The 16,920-nt window shown below is 40.1% G+C and carries 13 protein-coding genes; all 13 read right to left on the bottom strand.

All coding sequences use genetic code 11. From position 1 onward, the window contains the following. Positions 1-82: 82 nt before the first annotated feature. The 13 genes from JXQ92_RS13090 to JXQ92_RS13030 all read right to left on the bottom strand — a co-directional run bounded on the left by JXQ92_RS13090 (position 83) and on the right by JXQ92_RS13030 (position 16,902). Positions 83-751: a bifunctional 4-hydroxy-2-oxoglutarate aldolase/2-dehydro-3-deoxy-phosphogluconate aldolase gene (locus JXQ92_RS13090; protein ID WP_421987070.1), complete on the bottom strand. Its 669-nt coding sequence runs from the start codon at positions 749-751 to the stop codon at positions 83-85. Beyond that, positions 751-1,776 carry a sugar kinase gene (locus JXQ92_RS13085; RefSeq protein ID WP_421987069.1) on the bottom strand — a complete coding sequence of 342 codons (1,026 nt, stop codon included), beginning with the start codon at positions 1,774-1,776 and terminating at the stop codon, positions 751-753. Before JXQ92_RS13085 ends, JXQ92_RS13090 begins: the two co-directional genes overlap by 1 nt. Positions 1,777-1,856: 80 nt before the next feature. Beyond that, complete coding sequence (locus tag JXQ92_RS13080) at positions 1,857-2,624, bottom strand: SDR family NAD(P)-dependent oxidoreductase (RefSeq protein WP_421987068.1); 768 nt, start codon at positions 2,622-2,624, stop codon at positions 1,857-1,859. Between the two features lie 25 nt (positions 2,625-2,649). After that, positions 2,650-3,924, bottom strand: coding sequence for an MFS transporter (locus tag JXQ92_RS13075; RefSeq protein WP_421987067.1), 1,275 nt, complete (start codon positions 3,922-3,924; stop codon positions 2,650-2,652). Between the two features lie 21 nt (positions 3,925-3,945). Beyond that, positions 3,946-4,317, bottom strand: a complete 372-nt coding sequence (locus JXQ92_RS13070) for a cupin domain-containing protein (protein WP_421987066.1) — start codon at positions 4,315-4,317, stop codon at positions 3,946-3,948. A gap of 3 nt (positions 4,318-4,320) precedes the next feature. Then, positions 4,321-6,558 (bottom strand): heparinase II/III domain-containing protein, encoded by a 2,238-nt coding sequence (locus tag JXQ92_RS13065; RefSeq protein WP_421987065.1) that lies wholly within the window; start codon positions 6,556-6,558, stop codon positions 4,321-4,323. Continuing rightward, the gene (locus JXQ92_RS13060; protein ID WP_421987064.1) at positions 6,558-8,807 is read right to left on the bottom strand and encodes a polysaccharide lyase 6 family protein; all 2,250 of its coding nucleotides are present in this window, start codon (positions 8,805-8,807) and stop codon (positions 6,558-6,560) included. The genes JXQ92_RS13065 and JXQ92_RS13060 overlap by 1 nt, the downstream gene beginning before the upstream one ends. A 12-nt stretch (positions 8,808-8,819) precedes the next feature. After that, positions 8,820-9,620: a polysaccharide lyase family 7 protein gene (locus tag JXQ92_RS13055; RefSeq protein WP_421987063.1), complete on the bottom strand. Its 801-nt coding sequence runs from the start codon at positions 9,618-9,620 to the stop codon at positions 8,820-8,822. Continuing rightward, positions 9,620-10,426, bottom strand: a complete 807-nt coding sequence (locus JXQ92_RS13050) for a polysaccharide lyase family 7 protein (RefSeq protein WP_421987062.1) — start codon at positions 10,424-10,426, stop codon at positions 9,620-9,622. The genes JXQ92_RS13055 and JXQ92_RS13050 overlap by 1 nt, the downstream gene beginning before the upstream one ends. Continuing rightward, positions 10,419-11,306, bottom strand: a complete 888-nt coding sequence (locus tag JXQ92_RS13045) for a polysaccharide lyase family 7 protein (RefSeq protein ID WP_421987061.1) — start codon at positions 11,304-11,306, stop codon at positions 10,419-10,421. Before JXQ92_RS13045 ends, JXQ92_RS13050 begins: the two co-directional genes overlap by 8 nt. Before the next feature lie 64 nt (positions 11,307-11,370). After that, positions 11,371-12,315: a PKD domain-containing protein gene (locus JXQ92_RS13040; protein ID WP_421987060.1), complete on the bottom strand. Its 945-nt coding sequence runs from the start codon at positions 12,313-12,315 to the stop codon at positions 11,371-11,373. Between the two features lie 19 nt (positions 12,316-12,334). Then, on the bottom strand, positions 12,335-13,789 hold the full coding sequence (locus JXQ92_RS13035) for a RagB/SusD family nutrient uptake outer membrane protein (RefSeq protein WP_421987059.1): 1,455 nt from the start codon (positions 13,787-13,789) through the stop codon (positions 12,335-12,337). Positions 13,790-13,806: 17 nt separating this feature from the next. After that, entirely contained in the window at positions 13,807-16,902 is a 3,096-nt protein-coding gene (locus tag JXQ92_RS13030; protein WP_421987058.1) for a SusC/RagA family TonB-linked outer membrane protein, read from the bottom strand. Positions 16,903-16,920 lie beyond the last annotated feature (18 nt).

Raw genomic sequence — 16,920 nt, 5'->3', positions numbered from 1 at the left:
ATCAGTCTAGTCAAAAAACATCCAAGTTTAACGTCTTTATTTAGGCATAGCTGTTGAGAACTAAATATTGATACGTTTGAAGTTAACGGACGCTTTTTGCCATGCTTAAGGCATGCTGTACAAAATTAGTAAGAGTTGTATAGTCTTGATTCGCTATCAGTGTACTATCTAGAAGTTTAGAGCCCATACCGACGCAATATGCTCCTGCTCCCAGCCAACTCTTTAAACTTTCTTCTGTAGGTTCAACGCCCCCCGTTGGCATTATCGATGTCCAAGGACAAGGTCCAGCAATCGCTTTAATAAAGCTTGCCCCGCCCGATTCTTGGCCCGGAAACAACTTTACTATTTCGGCACCCCACTCTTCGGCTTGATTGATCTCAGTTAGAGTGCCACATCCTGCGGCCCAAAGAATTTTACGCCTATTACAAACTTTCGCTATGTCATGATTGAGTATTGGTGAAACTATAAAATCGGCTCCTAACTGAACATATAAGGCTGCGGTAGCACCATCAACAATAGATCCTACACCTAGCATCATTTCTGGAAGGTTCTTCTTTGTAAAGTTGTACAGTTCTCCAAAAATTACGTGAGCCTGATCACCTCTATTTGTGAATTCAAATACTCTTATACCAGCATTATAGCAAGCTTGAAGTACGTCCTTACAAACCTCCAGTTCACTATGATAAAACACTGGCACAATCAGGTTTTCTCGCATTTGAAGCGCTACGTCTATTCTTGTAAATCTTGCCATCACCTTATAATCTTTCCTAATTGAGTTGCATTCATTGCTTGTTCTATTTCCTCTAGATTACCTCTAAAATAATCTCCACTGATCGTATGTTTCATTGCTGACAGCGTTAACGCAAACTCTAGCGCTTTTTCCTTATCATTATAATTACTGAGGCCAAAGATTAAACCTGCCATATAAGCATCGCCACCACCTATTCTATCTTTGATCCCATCTACATCTATGGATGCTGTTTCGTAAGCATTCTCGTCACCAATCATTACAGCTTTCAATTTATGATGATTTGCACTGCGGACTGTTCTCAATAGCATAGACATATATTGAATATTAGGGAAATGCTTCATGAAATTTCGATAATCCGGCACAAGTTGGTCAACACCTTCTAAAGCATCATATTTTTGCGATTCCATTGTAACTCCTGTCAGCGCATTAATTGTAGTGGGGTCCCCAAGTACTACCGTAGACTTTTCTAACAGTACAGGTATTATCTCAACGGGCTTTTTACCATAATTCCACAAATTCTTTCGAAAGTGAAGGTCACACGAAATGGATATCCCCAATTCAAAAGCTTTATCTACTGCATACTGACATACAGCAGCAGTATTTTGCGATAAAGCGGGTGTAATTGCAGACCAATGTAAATGGGTAACGTCCTTAAAAACTAAGTCCCAATCGACTTCTTCTGGGGTTAAATCGTTAATTGAAGAGCCTGCTCGATCATAAATAATTCTACTACTTCTAATAGAACTGCCCTCTTCTAAGAAATAAAGACCTATCCGATCTCCTATCCGCTTTAAACCTGAAATATCAATATTAAATTGCCTTAACTCATCACAAATTCGATTTCCTAAGTCATTATCTGGCAAGGCACTCAACATGCTCGCATCATAACCTAACTGTGACAGTGCAATTGCTACATTGGCCTCTGAACCTCCAACATTTAGGTTGAATTCCTTGGCTTGGGTAAAACGTAGGTTTTCAGGTACAGTTAGTCGAATTAGAAGCTCACCTATACTTAGTATCTTCATTTGATTTTGCTTAGACAAATGTTAGTTTATTCCGTTCAGAAATTCTCGATTAGAACTTCTTATTCTCATCGTGTTGCAAGTTATATTCCCAAGCCTTGTCCACCACCAACCTGAATCGTTTCTGCGGTCAAGAAAGCAGCATCTTTTCCTGCTAAAAAGGATATGACGGACGCCACTTCTTCAGGCTGTCCGAGTCTGCCTAATAAAATATTATTCTTCCATGAAGCAAATACTTCAGGCTTAGTTGACTTTATCTGTGCGTGAAATGGTGTATCAATTGTCCCTGGAGACACTGCATTTACACGAATTCCATACTCAGCTAAGTCTTTGGCCAAGGCTCTTGTAATCGCGTGAACACCAGCCTTCGAAGTACCATAAACGCCTGCTCCAGGACCTCCTGCATTCCAGCCTGCAATTGAGGTATAGTTAATAATTGATGAATTTTCTCCCTTTTTCAAATATGGTATGGCTGCTCTAGAAGCAAAAAAGACAGAATCTAAATTCAAGGCCATCACGAACCTGTAAAACTCAGTGGTCATATCTTCAAATCTGGATCTACCGCCTAGTCCACCTGCATTATTAACAAGCACGTCGATTCGGCCATACTTTTCTCCTATTGCGTTTATATTAGAAGTTACTTCATCTTCTTTGGTCACGTCAAATCCAAAGTACTCGGCATTTATACCTTCTTTTGTAAGCTCCGCTACGCGTTTAGCCCCTTCCTCGTTCTCGATACCGTTGAGAACAACGGTATAACCATCTTTACCCAAACGTTTTGCTACTTCGAAGCCTATTCCGCCAGTTGCGCCAGTTACTATGGCTACTTTGCTACTTGATTTATTTTCCATGTTACTTAGTTTTCAGATTTAAGGTCTAGTCTATTGACTTGATTTCTTTTGCGAAAAAATTGATTGATAGATACCCCAATGGCACAAATACAGCGATCATGATAAAAATTGGGGTATAAGAGTAATTGTCTGTTATGACTGGTACTAAAAAATTCATGATGATAACCGAAAAAATCCCTACACTTCCACCTAGTCCTGCAAGCGATCCGACGGACTTACCGCTAAATAGATCGCTTGGGATGGTTTGAATATTAGATATCACAAATTGAAAGCCGAATAGAACGGTTGAGACAATGCCCACAAACTTGATTGGGGTATCGCCAAAGAGAATAGTCGCTATCATTCCAAAGAACATAATTAAGCAGCCAACCAAAATGGTTTTTTTCCTTGCCCGATCGATTGAAGCACCGTTAATCATCAATCTGCCTGAAAAATATCCACCCGTAAGGCTTCCCAATGCGGCTCCTACGTAAGGAACCCAAGTAAAGAATCCTATCTCCTTTACGTTAAACCCATATACATCTGCTAGATATATCGGCATCCAACCGACAAACAACCACCAGATAGGCTCTATAAAAAAGCGCGATGCCAAGACTGCCCATGATTCCCTATGGGAAAGGATAGCCTTCATGCTTAATGCTTCGCCCTCAGCCTTATTTTGATTTTCTCTTTCGTTCATTCCCGAAAGGATGTACTGTTTTTCTTCTTCGGTAATCCAGGGGTGCTTAGCTGGAAGATTTTTATTAATAATAAGCCAGGGTATTACCCAGATCAGCCCTAATAATCCTAACAAGATAAAGGTCATTTTCCAGCCTAGTGCAACCCATACCACCGCGATTAATGGAGGCGCTACCACAGATCCTAGAGCGGCTCCTGAGTTAAATATCCCTTGAGCTAATGCTCGTTCTTTGACTGGAAACCATTCTGCATTACTTTTTACGGCACCAGGCCAATTACCTGCTTCGCCTAAACCTAAAAGCGTACGGAAAACACCAAAAGAAACTACGCCTCTGGCAAGTGCGTGGAGTGCCGTGGCAATACCCCAAACGGTAATTGAGATTACGAATCCAGCCCGCGTACCGATTTTATCGAACATTTTTCCTGAAACCGATTGACCGATTGCATAGGCTATTAAGAAGATATTTAGAATGAGCGCATAGTCATTCTTGTCCATGTCCAAATCCTCTGAAATATCTGGCCACATAATGGCCAAAGCTGAACGATCAATATAATTGATAACGGTAGCCAAGCCGACAAGCCCTATAATCCACCATCTCAAACCTTTTACTTTAATAGCCATAATAGTTGATTCTAGTTCTTTTTATTTTTTGCCAAAATAGCTTACTCCTGATCCGTCAAGGAAGTCTTCTCTCACAGGGCTAAAAGTGTCTATGAGTGTTCCAGCCTCCAAACAAAGTGCACTGTGCACCAAATTGGGTTCTATATAAACGCCATCACCAGCACTCACCTCCTGTTTAACTCCGTCTATCTCAAATTCAAATTTGCCTGAAGCGCAGTAGGTCGCTTGTGTATGAAAGTGGCTATGCGGAGAACCTACAGCACCCTCTTCAAATTTCACTAAGACCATCATTATCTGATTGTCAAAACCAAGCATCTTCCGAGATACTCCTCCCCCTAACTCTTCCCAATCCATTTCTTTAGTGATGATGTATTTGTCGCTTTGACGTTTCATATTTTAGTTTTTTGTTCTTTTAGAAAAATAAGTTGGTCCTGTCCATTCTAACTTTTCATCCTTTAATTGAAGGCTGTGTGATTGATTTTCATCGGCATTTTCTTGACTAAAAGCGAACAGATAACTTGCCCCACTTTTAAGTATGATTGAAATCACTGCGTAATCGGCAGAATGGTGTAGTACTTCGACTGACGCAATGGATGAAAAAGAATTGATTGGGATTTCATCTGAATAATTGTAGCGTCCGTGTACCTCGTATAAGTTTGCAAAAAGCGTATTTCCGCCTGTCCTTCTCTGAATTAAACCAGCATCTCTTCTTAGGTTAAAATTTGGATCATTGGCTCCTATTCTGGTTAAAAGGGCTTTATCGCCTGCTTCTACGGCTGAAGTAATGGAGTAAAAATTCTTTTTATTGAACCAAGTCATGCTAAAAGCATCTTTTTGAAGGTCCATTTGGCCTTCTAACCATAGGTGTTGATAACCTGATTCTTGTCCCATCGGGATAAGGTCTTTTTGAATCTCAATGTTATGATTGGTCGACATGAGTTCGCCCTGATAGTATACTGGCAAATCATAGCGGGTACCGGCTGGTGCAAAGACAGAGAACATGTCAATAACTAAAGGATTTTCTAACTCATCGATATCAACAAGGCCCATTGTTCTTTGCATTTGAACATCTTCATAGGCATTCAACTCTTTGGCACTTACTATTTTTAGGTTCTCAGCTGATGAAAAGAAATAAGGGGTTCCTGAGGACTTTTCGGCAACATCAACTTTCCCATCAAAGTGAGAATCCTTATTGACTACCAAGGTATTGTGAGCTAATGTCTGCTTGGCCCAAGAAGTATTCTCTTTCAGGTAGCCGCCACCATCTTTATGCTCAATGTTAACCCATCTAGCTGATCCATAATCTTGAATTACTTCATCGGCATCGTTGTACAGGAGAAATCCAAGCCGATCGAAATGGCCATGACCCATACCGTGCTTAGCATATTTCATCATCAATGTAAGCTGGCCTTTTCTTAAAATTCCAATTGCGCCTTCATCTCCATTGGCGCCATCGGTGAGTTCCATACTTTTATATTCATATGGTTTTGCATTTCCTTGAGCGATGGCTTCAGCTGCTGCAAGCCCTGAATCGTTTAATGGAACTTTGCCTTGTTCGGCGATGATTGATAGTAACGTTGGGTCGTTATCGCCATAGTGATAAGCCATACTTACGGCATTTACTAACTCCCTTGAACTTAATGACATACCCTTTTGGGCATCGTTAATTGGAAAAAACTCGCCGGCGGCGTTAGTTTGATTTATAAGAGCATCAACTGCTTTAATTAAGAGCCCCTTTCTATAATTAAGGATATCTAAGGCTGGTTTTTCATTGGCTAATCCTTGTGCAAAGATTAGAAAGGGATACATAGCGTATCTTTGATAGTAAGGCCCTTCTGTATAGTAACCATCAGGTGAAAAAGCATGATCTAGCTGCGCCAAAAAGCCCGCTTCTTTTTGACCTTCTAATTGAATTGACCCTCCGTCATTGTCTTTGACAAAATCTCCTGGCACTTTTTGATCTAATCCATTAAGTGCCCAATTGACAAGCTCTTCATCTTTCATGACTAAACCAATCATACCCACTCCAGCATTTCCCCAAGTGCTATGATTATGAATCCGATTGAAGAACTGAGGATTCTCTATGGAAATAAACTCAGCATAAGGCCTAAAAAGCTCTTGATTCAACTTGGTTATTGTTTCGGTATCTAACCAATCATAAATGCAATCGTAGGCCTGACTGGTGTAAACAAGCCAATTGGCATCATTTAAACACTGCCAAAAGAATTTACCTCTTGCATACGATCGCTCTGCTGGATGCTTGTCTATTTTTGGATATATCTCGGCATACTGTAGCAACATTTCTTTGATGTAGTTGGCATACCTTTCGTCTTGGGTGATTTGAAAGAGTACACCTGCTTTTTGCATCGTGAAAAAATTACTCTTATGCCGTTCATGTGTGTAGCCCCCAGCTAAATCCTTTGGCATAGGCACATCAATTCCTCGTGCTATCGCTGCATCTACTTGCGCACGAGTCGTTTCTATTGTTTCGTCGAACAATGGGACTTTACCGAAACTAGCACGCATAGCCTGCACTCCTTTTCCAGTCAAAATCAAGTTAGGGTGATCTTGATAGTCCATTGATGAGGAGCATGATAATGCGCCCAAGAGGAATATGGCAAGTAGCATTCTCATTATTTGTTGCTTACTATATTTTTTGAATCAAAAGGCGCATCGTTAGTTCTAAGCCCCTCTGATTTGGAAAACTCAACATTATAGACCTGAGTGATCGGCTCACCGTTAGTCATGAAAAGGTCTATGCCAGCACTTTCCATAAAATCTACTTGATCTATTTTTAGCTTTTGTACGCCATGAAATCGTAGGGCGGCGTTTACCTTATTTCGCACTCCTTTACCAGAGTTATTAATTTTTATGTCTGAAATAGTAACTATCGGACCGAATGTGCTTTCGTCTGTTCCTCCACGATAAATATTGGCTATTGCTCCTTGTACGTCCTTAAAAACAGTCTTTTCGATGCGCACATTTTCTACATTGTAAATTCCTAAATCTTCGACTTCCATGTCTAAAGTCATGATTGCACCAGTCACATTATTAAAATCAGAGTCAACGATTACAATCGAGTCAGCGAAGGTGTGTTTATAAGATTTCAGAAAATCAAAAGAGTGATTCTTATCTAGATCTCTGATATGGCAATCTTCAACCACGAGTGCATAATTCTGATTCATAGAATATTTACTCGTACTGATCACGTTGTTACCCGCTTGATCAGGGGACTCTGCGCCATTGATAAGAAGGTTGGACAAGTGCAACGCCCCACCATTTTCAATTTTGAAAAAGCTTTGTTTTTCAGATAAAATGGTCGCTTTGGCACCTTTTGGCGAAACGATCGAAATAGGATGATTGATAAATGCGTATTTGGTCATCAGGTACTCACCACCTCCAACTAATTCGAGAATATCACCAGGTTTACTTTGTTCTAAGGCATCTAACAGTGTGTTTTCTCCTGCTGCTACTTGATGTGTTTCTCCCGTACCAAATGAAAGGTCATTTCCATCTTTTTGATAATAACTTACCCCTACCTCACCTTTAGAAACTGGTAATTTGATTTCACCGAATGCTATTTGATCCACTAATTCATCTGAAGGCACAAGTAAGCCGTCTTCATTCTTAGTGAGTTCGAATGAAACATCACTAAACCCCTCTTTAAATGGTGGTTTAGCTTCTTCATTCATTAGGTTACCGGTAAACTCAATACCAGAAACATCGTCATAGATCGTAAAAGGATCGAGGTTTGTACTAGTAAGAATAATGTTATTTCTAAAAGTCGAGCCTATAGGAACAGCTGACCGTTCCTCGTCGCTTCCAGCGCACAATTGTATATAGTCAGAATTCACCACAATATTATTGTCCATTTGTGAATCTACTACTTGATTATAGCGGTTAATCGGAGAGTTGGGTACGCCATTCATGATGACCAGCGCCCCACGAAATCGGTGTCCAGTAAGTCCGGCCATATAGTTATTTCTGACGGTTTGATTTTCATTAATAATCCGAATACCGCCAGTATTTGGTTTTCGATTGCCAAGAAAATAATTGTTTTCTACTAAGGTGTGATGACCGTGACGCATTGTCAAAGTACCCTGACTCTCATAAAAGACATTGTTTCTAAACTCATTGCCGCATGACTTATTGGAGACTATTTCATGCTCTCCGTTAACCCTATCAAAATAATTGTTCCTTACGATTGTGTTTGAGTACAACCTAGAGTAATGACTCGTTCCAATACGAAGGGTTTCTCCTCCGTTAGAGCCCAGAACTTGTCTTGGGCCGAAATAATTGTATTCAATTATATGGTTGTTTTCTCTGCTTTCCTCTGTGGCAAGTTTTACCGCTAACGTCACTCCCCGATTGCCTTTCCCAATCAATGAGTTGTGGTCGAACTGATTGTTCTTTCCATAAATAGCCACCCATGTATCACCATCAAAGCGTTCTGGGTTCGTGAAATTATCAATGACGCAATTTGTAACTCGAGAATTGTTGGCCAGCGCATCTTTACTCGTTTTAAAAGAAATTACCTCACTCGTTGGCGTATAGCCATCCTTGAATACCAAGCCAGATATCTCAATATATTCACCTGAAAAAGAAAGGTTAGACTGACCTGAAATAATTACTTCGCCAGGCGTTTCAGCTCGTAAAACAACTTTTTGACTTTCTGTTCCCTTCGCCTTTAAGACTAACTCCACATCATTCCAAACACCGTTTGCCATTACGATTTCAGTTCCAGGCTTAGCAGAACTTACGGCTGCGTTGAACTCTTCAATCGTTTTTACTTTATTTTTTTCTGTATTCTGACAGGCAGAGACTATCATGATAGCGATAGCCATTAATAGCATATAGCCTGTATTTTTGTTATCGTTGGTCATCTTCACTTCCATTTAATGGCTTACTTCTAGGGCGTAATATTTTACAGTCGAAATCGATCCGATATTCTTTGTTTGCAAGTAATTTCCGGCGTTAAAATAATTTTCGAATGGCCATTTCTTAATACTTGAATCGCGGTAAATAATTGGTTTCTGATTATTGAGTTTTACTTCAATTCTTCCTTCCGAAGCAATTATCTCAATAGTCGCCTTCTCAAAACCTACCTTCTTATTGAAGTATCGGCCTTTATCATCTTGCCATGCTGCCTTATCAATCAATTCGTCTCCATATAGATCTAAACTTTTCCGTGTCTTGCGCACCACTCGGATTCTCTCATCTTGCCAATAAATAGATAATAGAGGCACAGAAACAGACTTAGCCAATGCCAGTTCTTTGTTTTGGCTTTTGCTTGTTGTACCGTGTATTTGAAAAAGTAAAGTCCTATCATATTTCTTTCCTTTTTTTGAGATTTCGACTAATTGAAAAGTCGCCTTCAATCGCCCGCCTTCAGATAAAGACCAATTTTTGGAGCTCTCACCCGGTTCCATTTGCTCTCTTAAGGAAGTTTTAGTGTATTTCGCCTTAGATGTTCCTACAACGGGAAATGCTTTCATTACCAGGGCGCCATCAAGTGAGTCCAAATAAAAAAACGGCTGCGCAAAACTATCTTCTTGAAACTGTGAAAGTTTCCATTCAGATGCCGTATAACCAGAGGGCAATTCTAATTTCCAATGTGTTAAGTCAATATCGCCTGCCTGTTGAGCAAAGCTCACAGAGGAGTAGAATAAAATAAAAACCAGTGTATATAACTTCATTAATGCTTTACTTCTAATTCGTAGTATTTGACAATGGCATAGGCTCCTCTTTCCTTAGATTGAAAATAATTACCTGCCTTAAAGTAGTTCTCCAATACACCCCATCGGCTTATGTCCTCACTGTCATAGACAAATGTTTCTTTGTCGTTTAGGGTCACTTCCATTTTACCTTCACTGACTTTTACTTCAAGTGTGAATTTATTGTACCCAACAATCTCTTTAAACTTTCTACCGGGGTCATCTGTCCATGCATCTTCGTGAAGTATATCAGTGTCGCTTGCCTTCTTGTTTTTTAGTACTTTGGTCTTTACTCGCACTTTTCCTTCATCCCAATAAATTTTAAGCATTGGCGGTGCATTGTTATCATCAGCCCCAATCAGCGCTTTCTGTTCATTTGTTAAGCGGCCATGAATTTGCATTACAATGACTCTATGGTAATTACCATTGGAACTCCTTGATATCTTGGGCACTGAAAGGGTTCCTCTCATTGTGCCACCTTCTACGAAAGTCCAATTGACAGAATTACTACCAGGCTCTAATTGCTCTCTAAGTTCTGTTCTAGAATATGAAGAATTACGTGTAGAAGCGGCCGGATATGCATAAAATACTAATGCCCCATCTGTTGAATCTTTAAAAAAAAATGGCTTTAGTTCTTCGTTCGTGGCATAGTCAAAAATTTCTGGGGGACTCACCTCTGTGGGCTTGCCTGTGGGAATCGTGATTTTCCAGTGTGAAAGATCTATCTCCTGTGAATAACCATTCACACTTAAAACGAGTATCGCTATGCTTACCAATGCTCTATTCATGACTTACCTCTAGGTTATAATATTTTACTTTTGAATAGGCGCCATTGTCTGTAGTAACTAAGTAGTTACCTGCCTTGAAATAGTTTTCAAACACTCCCCACTTATCCATATGTATTCCATCATAAACGAAAGTCTCATTTTCATTGAGCGTCACTTCCATTCGACCTTCAGATGCCTTTACTTCTAATGTAAACTTGTTCTTGCCGACAGTTTCAGAAAAGTACTTACCCTCATCATCTGTCCAGGCTGAAGTCTTGAGAATTTCTTTATCAGAAACATTAAGGTCTTTCAGTACTTTAGTCTTAACCCTTACTCTTCCATCTACCAAGTATATTTTCAGTACAGGCGGCGCATTATTATCATCTTCTCCTATAAGGTCTCTTTGCTCATTTGTCAGCCTTCCATGGATTTGCATTATGATAACCCTGTGAGGATTATTCTCTTCATCACTAGATACTTCAGGGACGGACAGTGTCCCTTTTATTGTTCCCCCTTGAGAAAATGTCCAGTTCACCGAATTACTACCTGGCACCATCTGTTCGCGTAGCTCCGTTCGACTGTAAGATGAGTTTGCCGTTGAAGAGCCAGGGTATGTATAAAATACTATAGAGGCGTCAGTGGAGTCATTATACATGAAAGGCTTTAATATAGCATTGCGCGCAAAGTTCCATATCGCCGGAGGGGTTACCTCAACGGGTGGTGACCCTATGGGTAGTGTGACTTTCCAATTACTCAGATCAATGTTGGCCAAGTCGTATGCCTCCTCATTTTCGTCAGATGGGCTTTCTATATTTTCCGAACAGCCAAAAATTAGCAATAAGCCGAGTATCACGGCTGATCTAAGAAGTTCTGTTCTCAAAGAGGATTGAAACAAGGTCATGAAAAATATTAAAATAGTCGTGCTGGCACTAAATGCGCCAACACGTCTAAACTAAATTGAAAGGCTAATTTTTAGGATATACTTTAACATTATCCACGTAGGCATCTACATCCGTTACACCATAAATTAGGATAGCGATTTGCCCTGAGGCATTTGAAGTAAAATTGGCTTGTACTGTTGTAAACGTAGTTTTCCCAAGAACCTGAGTACCTACAAAGTTTACCAAAGCGCCTTCACCTCCATCATAACTTGTGATGGCATCTGCCCCATCATCAAATTGACCGTCAAGTATAACTCCAACTATCCTATTTCCTCCTGGCGCTACTCCTGATTGTTCTTCAGGGGTTTTTACGGCATACTCATATTCTAGTACGTACTCAATATTAGGAGATACCACTATTGACTGATATGCGTATCTAGTATTTGAACTAACATAGGACCCTGCTGAGGTTGACTTTGTCCATTTTGCTCCTCTTGTTTTCGATCCATTATCAGAACCATCGATCTTTAACCAAGACCCATCGCTACTACTATTATATGGAGAAGTTGTTCCTCCTGTAAAGGAGGAAAACTTCCAGTCGTTTTGCCCATCTTCAAAGTCAGCATTGAGTATTTCTGGCTGTATGGCTACGAATAAGTCTTCCACTTCAACCTCAAGAGTCACTAGGTCTGAGGCTCCATTGGCGTCGCTAGCCGTTAAAGAAACAGAAAAAGTGCCTTCACCTGCAAAAGTATATTCTGGATCGACTTCGGTGGATGTATTTCCATTACCAAAATCCCATAAATAAGTGGTGGATTCAAAAGATAGGTTTTTGAATTCAACTGTTCGATAATCATCTGCACTAGGTACATAGGAGAAATCTGCAGTTGGAAGTACTGTATCAGGTTTAGAGTTAGCTTCTGGTAAATCAAACTCGAAAGCACCCTCGCAGCCTGCAGAAAAGGCAATTGTTAGCACACAAAGGCAAAGCATCGTTGCACTATGGGCATTAAATATTCTATTTTTCATTTTCTAAATATTTATGTTTTTAATAACCAGGGTTTTGAGTCAATAGCCCCTTGCTCAAATTGATTTCTCTAGCAGGGATTGGCAATAACAGTTTTCTTGAATCATAGCTGCCATATCCCATTTCAAGAGCATGCGCACCTAGAACTGCATCCGCTACATCTAGTCTTACTAGATCGAAAAGTCGATGATTTTCGAATGCAAGTTCTACGCGTCTTTCAATGAGTAAAGCATCTTTAGTCAGTATTGCCGGGCGATCTGCAACTGCGTCAAATCCAGCTCTCTCTCTTACCGCCATGTATGAATTAATGGCAGCGGCGTTGGTAGTTTCAGTACCTCCAGCCAAAATAGCTTCTGCGTGCATTAACAGTACATCAGCATACCTCAACACTATCCAGTCATTACCAGCATCTCGGGCATTAGGACCATAACTTGGAGGGCTCGTCGTAATATCAGAACCAACCGGCAAGAATTTGGCTACTTCATTGGAAGTACCAAAAGTGACATATGAAACACCAGATCTATTGCCCCCATATGTTGTGAAATCGTCTATGAGATTTGTATTGAGAATATTAAGCCCATCTTCTCTACCTTGACGGAAAGCTGATGTAAACTCAGATGAGAAACTTTGACTTTCAAGTGTGTTGCCAGCCTGATATTGGATAGCAAATAGAATCTCACTATTTAACTCATTATAGAAAACATCATTGAAATCTGCCTGTAAAGCAAACTGCCCTCCATTAATAATGGCTTCACACAATTGTGCGGCACCAGTATAATTTGGGCTATCCTGTGTTAGATATACTTTGGCTAATAACCCTTGTGCAGCAGCTTGTGACGCTCTAGACCTATGCGTATTGTCTAGACCGCTAATTGCTTCAAGCAAATCAACTCCGATTTGGGCATAAATTTCAGTTGTAGCAACCCTCGTAAAGAGTGGTTCATTGTCTTCAGGTCCAACCACAGTCGTTACCAAAGGAACACCTCCATAAAGTCTCACCAAATTAAAATAAGCGTAAGCTCTCATGAACTTGGCTTCGGCAGAATATGAAGCCTGATTACTCTCATCAGCGACATCTATGAATTGCAAAATGTTATTTGCTCTAAATATGATGTCGTACATCGATTGGTAATAATCTTCCGACTGAACATTATTAGGGTCTACCAAATACCGATGAAAATCTGCTTTAGAACCTTCGGTTGTAGCACCTCTTGTATTGTCCGTACGATGTTCTGTGAGGAGGTACTCAAATTGAACCCCTCGATTAGAATTTGTAATACTGGTTGTCGTATTTTCATTCACGCCCTGAGCAGCGTCATAAATACCTATTATCCCTGCAAGTACGTCAGCATCTGATTTAAAAAACGCATCGGCAACCACCGCTGTATCAGGCAATGGACTTAAGAACTCATCAGTATCACAGGCAAAGAAAGTAACCCCAAATACTACGAGAATTAAAAGTTTTAAATTTTTCATAATTAGTATTTTCAAGATTAAAATTTGATGTTCAGTCCTACAGACATAGTTCTGAATAATGGTGTACCAGCTCTTTGTGCACCATAGGCTCTTGGGTTATTTCCATCAATAAATTCTGGGTTAAAACCGAAGTATCTATCGGAGGTCTTGTAGAATAAATTCTGACCCGAAACGTAAACTCTAAGGTTTTCCAAGCCCAATCGTGCGGCTTGCTCCTTAGGAAAATTGTATCCGATATTGATATTTCTTACTGAGAAATAACCTGCTGGCTGAACAACTTCGTTTGTAAGTACCTTTTCTTGTATAAAAGAAATGTGTGGCACTTCACCGTCGTCAACTGCTTGCTGAGGGTTCACTGTAGCCTGGCCAAACCAGTTAAAGAAGTACTGATCACCAATATTTTTCACCTCAGCACCCTGACTTCCTTGAATCATGATAGAGAAATCAAAATCACCATATTGAAACTCATTAGTGAAACTCCAAATCAAATCTGGATATGGGTCACCTAGAATAGTTTTGTCCTCATCTGTGATGATACCATCGCCGTTCAAATCCTTCACTATGATATCTTCCGCAGAACTGTTAATCGGATGGTAAGGAGTATTGATATAAGTATCAGGTAACTCTCTATCTACCACAAAGCCGTAAAAAGATGAAATAGGATTACCTACAGAGTTGATCCATTGCGAGTTTCTACCATAAGTATCTTCTAAAAGGGCTCCATCTGATTCACCAAAACTGAGAAGCTCGTTCTTGTTGGTAGAAGCAATGATCGTAGAGCTCCACTTTAGTTTTCCTTCAGTCAAGTTTCTACTTCTCACTTCTAACTCAACTCCTCTGTTCTGAACCTTGCCTAGGTTTACAATACCGCCACTAAATCCAGTAACATAAGAAACAGGATTTTCTAGGAGTAGCTTATCACTTGTTCTCACATAGTAATCCAGTGAACCAGTAATTCTATCATCCCATAATCCAAAATCAATTCCTGGGTTGAATTCTCTAGATGCCTCCCATTGTAAGAGTGTATTTGCAATATTCCTTGCAGCTACTCCTGGTGATATTGCATCATCAGTAACTGCATTGGCAGTATTCAATAGTGCGAGGTATGGGTATGCATTGATGATATCATCTCCAACATTGAAATTTTCGTTACCCGTTAATCCATAACTCACTCTTAATTTTAGTGAGCTAACTAAGTTGCTCATGAAAAAGTCCTCATTATGCGCATTCCAACCGACAGATATCGCCGGGAAATTTCCCCATTTAGAATCTACACCAAAAACTGAACTCCCATCGCGTCTAAAAGAGGCGCTCACTAGATATTTATCAGCATAGGCGTAATTAACTCTAGCAAAATAGCCGATCTTTTTCCGCTCAAAATTGAGCTCTTCATAATCGGAAATCATTGTAGCACCTTGCAAGTTTTTAAGCAGGTCATTGGTAAACCCGTTTCCAGATACCGTACTGTTTTCTGAAGACCTTTTTTGGAATGTAGCCCCTAACAATGCCGCTACTTCGTGATTACCAAATTCTTTTTGGTAGTTAATCGTATTGTCAGAAATCAACCTTGTTCTATATCTGTTCTGAAGGTTATAAGAAGCACGACTTGCTCCTGCTGCATGATGTAGTGTACCGTTATAACGTGTTCTTTTACGTTGTTCTAGAGTCACACCAAGCGATGTTTTCACTGTAAGGCCATCAGCAATTTTATAACTTAAATAGGCCGAAGACAGCAAATTAGTTTTGAACTCAAAGTGCTCTCTTTCAACATATTGAGCAAAAGGATTCATGTCTCCAGAAGTACGCGGTCTTCCAGTTCCACCAACTCCATCTACATCAAGCTGAATTAAATGGTTCTCTAAAAAGTAATCTCCTACCCCAACATTAGGATAAGCTGTTCTATTAATAAACTGTAGAGTCTCTTCTGTATGGTAAATAGGTAACCAAGGAGACTGTCTTATTGGATTATGAATTGAGGTTGGTAATGCTCTACGCTTAGAATAAGAAGGTGTTGCTTTAAGCCCAAAACGTAGCCTCTCTGTCAACTTTGAGTCCAACTTGAGGTTCAACGTATAAAGCTTATAGTCGTCAGTGATTACAACCCCTTCATCATGTAAATATCTTAGAGATGTACTAAACTTAGTCTGTTGGTTTCCGCCTCTGGCTGAAAGAGAGTGACTTACAACATTTCCACCATCAAAAAACACATCTTGCCAATCTCTATCTACACCCGTAGTTTCAACCAGTAGTTGAGCGTATTGAGTCTCGTTTGAAAGCTCACCAACTTCTGATAGCTCAAGCGCTGCCCAATCAGCTACGCTTTTTCTATAACCATCGCTACCAAACGCACTTTTTCTAGCAAAATAAGTTTCATAACTAAACTTGGTTTCACCAGCTTCTCCACTTTTTGTCGTAACAAGAATTACCCCGTTCGATCCCTCACTACCATATATGGCGGCTGAAGCCGCATCCTTGAGCACTTCAAATGAAGCGACATCATTCATATCCATGTTTCCCAGAAATTCTGGGTCAACCACAATACCGTCAACTACGACTGCTGGTCCTGAATTTGCATTAATGGACCCAAATCCACGTATTGTAATGGTTGGTGCCGCACCTGGTTCAGCATTTGTTGCCTGAATATTTACCCCAGATACTTGACCGATAAGCGCATCGTCTACCCGAGAGACTGCCATTTGATCTAATTTGTCATTAGCAACCTTGGATATCGATCCGGTTAAATGTGACTTCTGTTGCGTACCATATCCGACGACAACTACGTCGTCCAATGATTTAATGCTTTCTATAAGTACTACGTCTACGGTTGTTCTGCCATCTACAGGCACTTCTTTTCTAACCATACCAATGAAGGAAAAGACTAATACACTATTTGGTCCAGCTGAAATCGAGTACTTACCATTATTATCCGATGTTGTACCGTCTGTGCTACCTTTCACGCTCACTGTCACAGAAGGTAAAGGAAGGTTGTCTTCTCCCGTAATTGTCCCGGTGACCGTTGTTTGAGCTTTAGCCTGCATAGCACAGAAACTGAAGAAAAGTAACACCGTAAGTGTCGCATATCTCAGCTGTCTGATTTTAATTGTTCTCATCATAATTCTTGTTGAAATGTT

The organism is Roseivirga sp. (assembly GCF_049099775.1).
Lineage (GTDB): Bacteria > Bacteroidota > Bacteroidia > Cytophagales > Cyclobacteriaceae > Roseivirga.
The sequence above is the reverse complement of the archived record's forward strand: the minus strand, read 5'-3'. Positions and strand labels throughout refer to the sequence as shown.

Excerpts from the sequence above, each read along its gene's own strand:
- JXQ92_RS13085 (WP_421987069.1), bottom strand. The coding sequence starts at position 1,776 with ATGAAGATACTAAGTATAGGTGAGCTTCTAATTCGACTAACTGTACCT.
- JXQ92_RS13060 (WP_421987064.1), bottom strand. The coding sequence starts at position 8,807 with ATGACCAACGATAACAAAAATACAGGCTATATGCTATTAATGGCTATC.
- JXQ92_RS13075 (WP_421987067.1), bottom strand. The coding sequence starts at position 3,924 with ATGGCTATTAAAGTAAAAGGTTTGAGATGGTGGATTATAGGGCTTGTC.
- JXQ92_RS13090 (WP_421987070.1), bottom strand. The coding sequence starts at position 751 with ATGGCAAGATTTACAAGAATAGACGTAGCGCTTCAAATGCGAGAAAAC.
- JXQ92_RS13050 (WP_421987062.1), bottom strand. The coding sequence starts at position 10,426 with ATGAATAGAGCATTGGTAAGCATAGCGATACTCGTTTTAAGTGTGAAT.
- JXQ92_RS13065 (WP_421987065.1), bottom strand. The coding sequence starts at position 6,558 with ATGAGAATGCTACTTGCCATATTCCTCTTGGGCGCATTATCATGCTCC.
- JXQ92_RS13040 (WP_421987060.1), bottom strand. The coding sequence starts at position 12,315 with ATGAAAAATAGAATATTTAATGCCCATAGTGCAACGATGCTTTGCCTT.
- JXQ92_RS13030 (WP_421987058.1), bottom strand. The coding sequence starts at position 16,902 with ATGATGAGAACAATTAAAATCAGACAGCTGAGATATGCGACACTTACG.
- JXQ92_RS13035 (WP_421987059.1), bottom strand. The coding sequence starts at position 13,789 with ATGAAAAATTTAAAACTTTTAATTCTCGTAGTATTTGGGGTTACTTTC.
- JXQ92_RS13070 (WP_421987066.1), bottom strand. The coding sequence starts at position 4,317 with ATGAAACGTCAAAGCGACAAATACATCATCACTAAAGAAATGGATTGG.
- JXQ92_RS13055 (WP_421987063.1), bottom strand. The coding sequence starts at position 9,620 with ATGAAGTTATATACACTGGTTTTTATTTTATTCTACTCCTCTGTGAGC.
- JXQ92_RS13045 (WP_421987061.1), bottom strand. The coding sequence starts at position 11,306 with ATGACCTTGTTTCAATCCTCTTTGAGAACAGAACTTCTTAGATCAGCC.
- JXQ92_RS13080 (WP_421987068.1), bottom strand. The coding sequence starts at position 2,624 with ATGGAAAATAAATCAAGTAGCAAAGTAGCCATAGTAACTGGCGCAACT.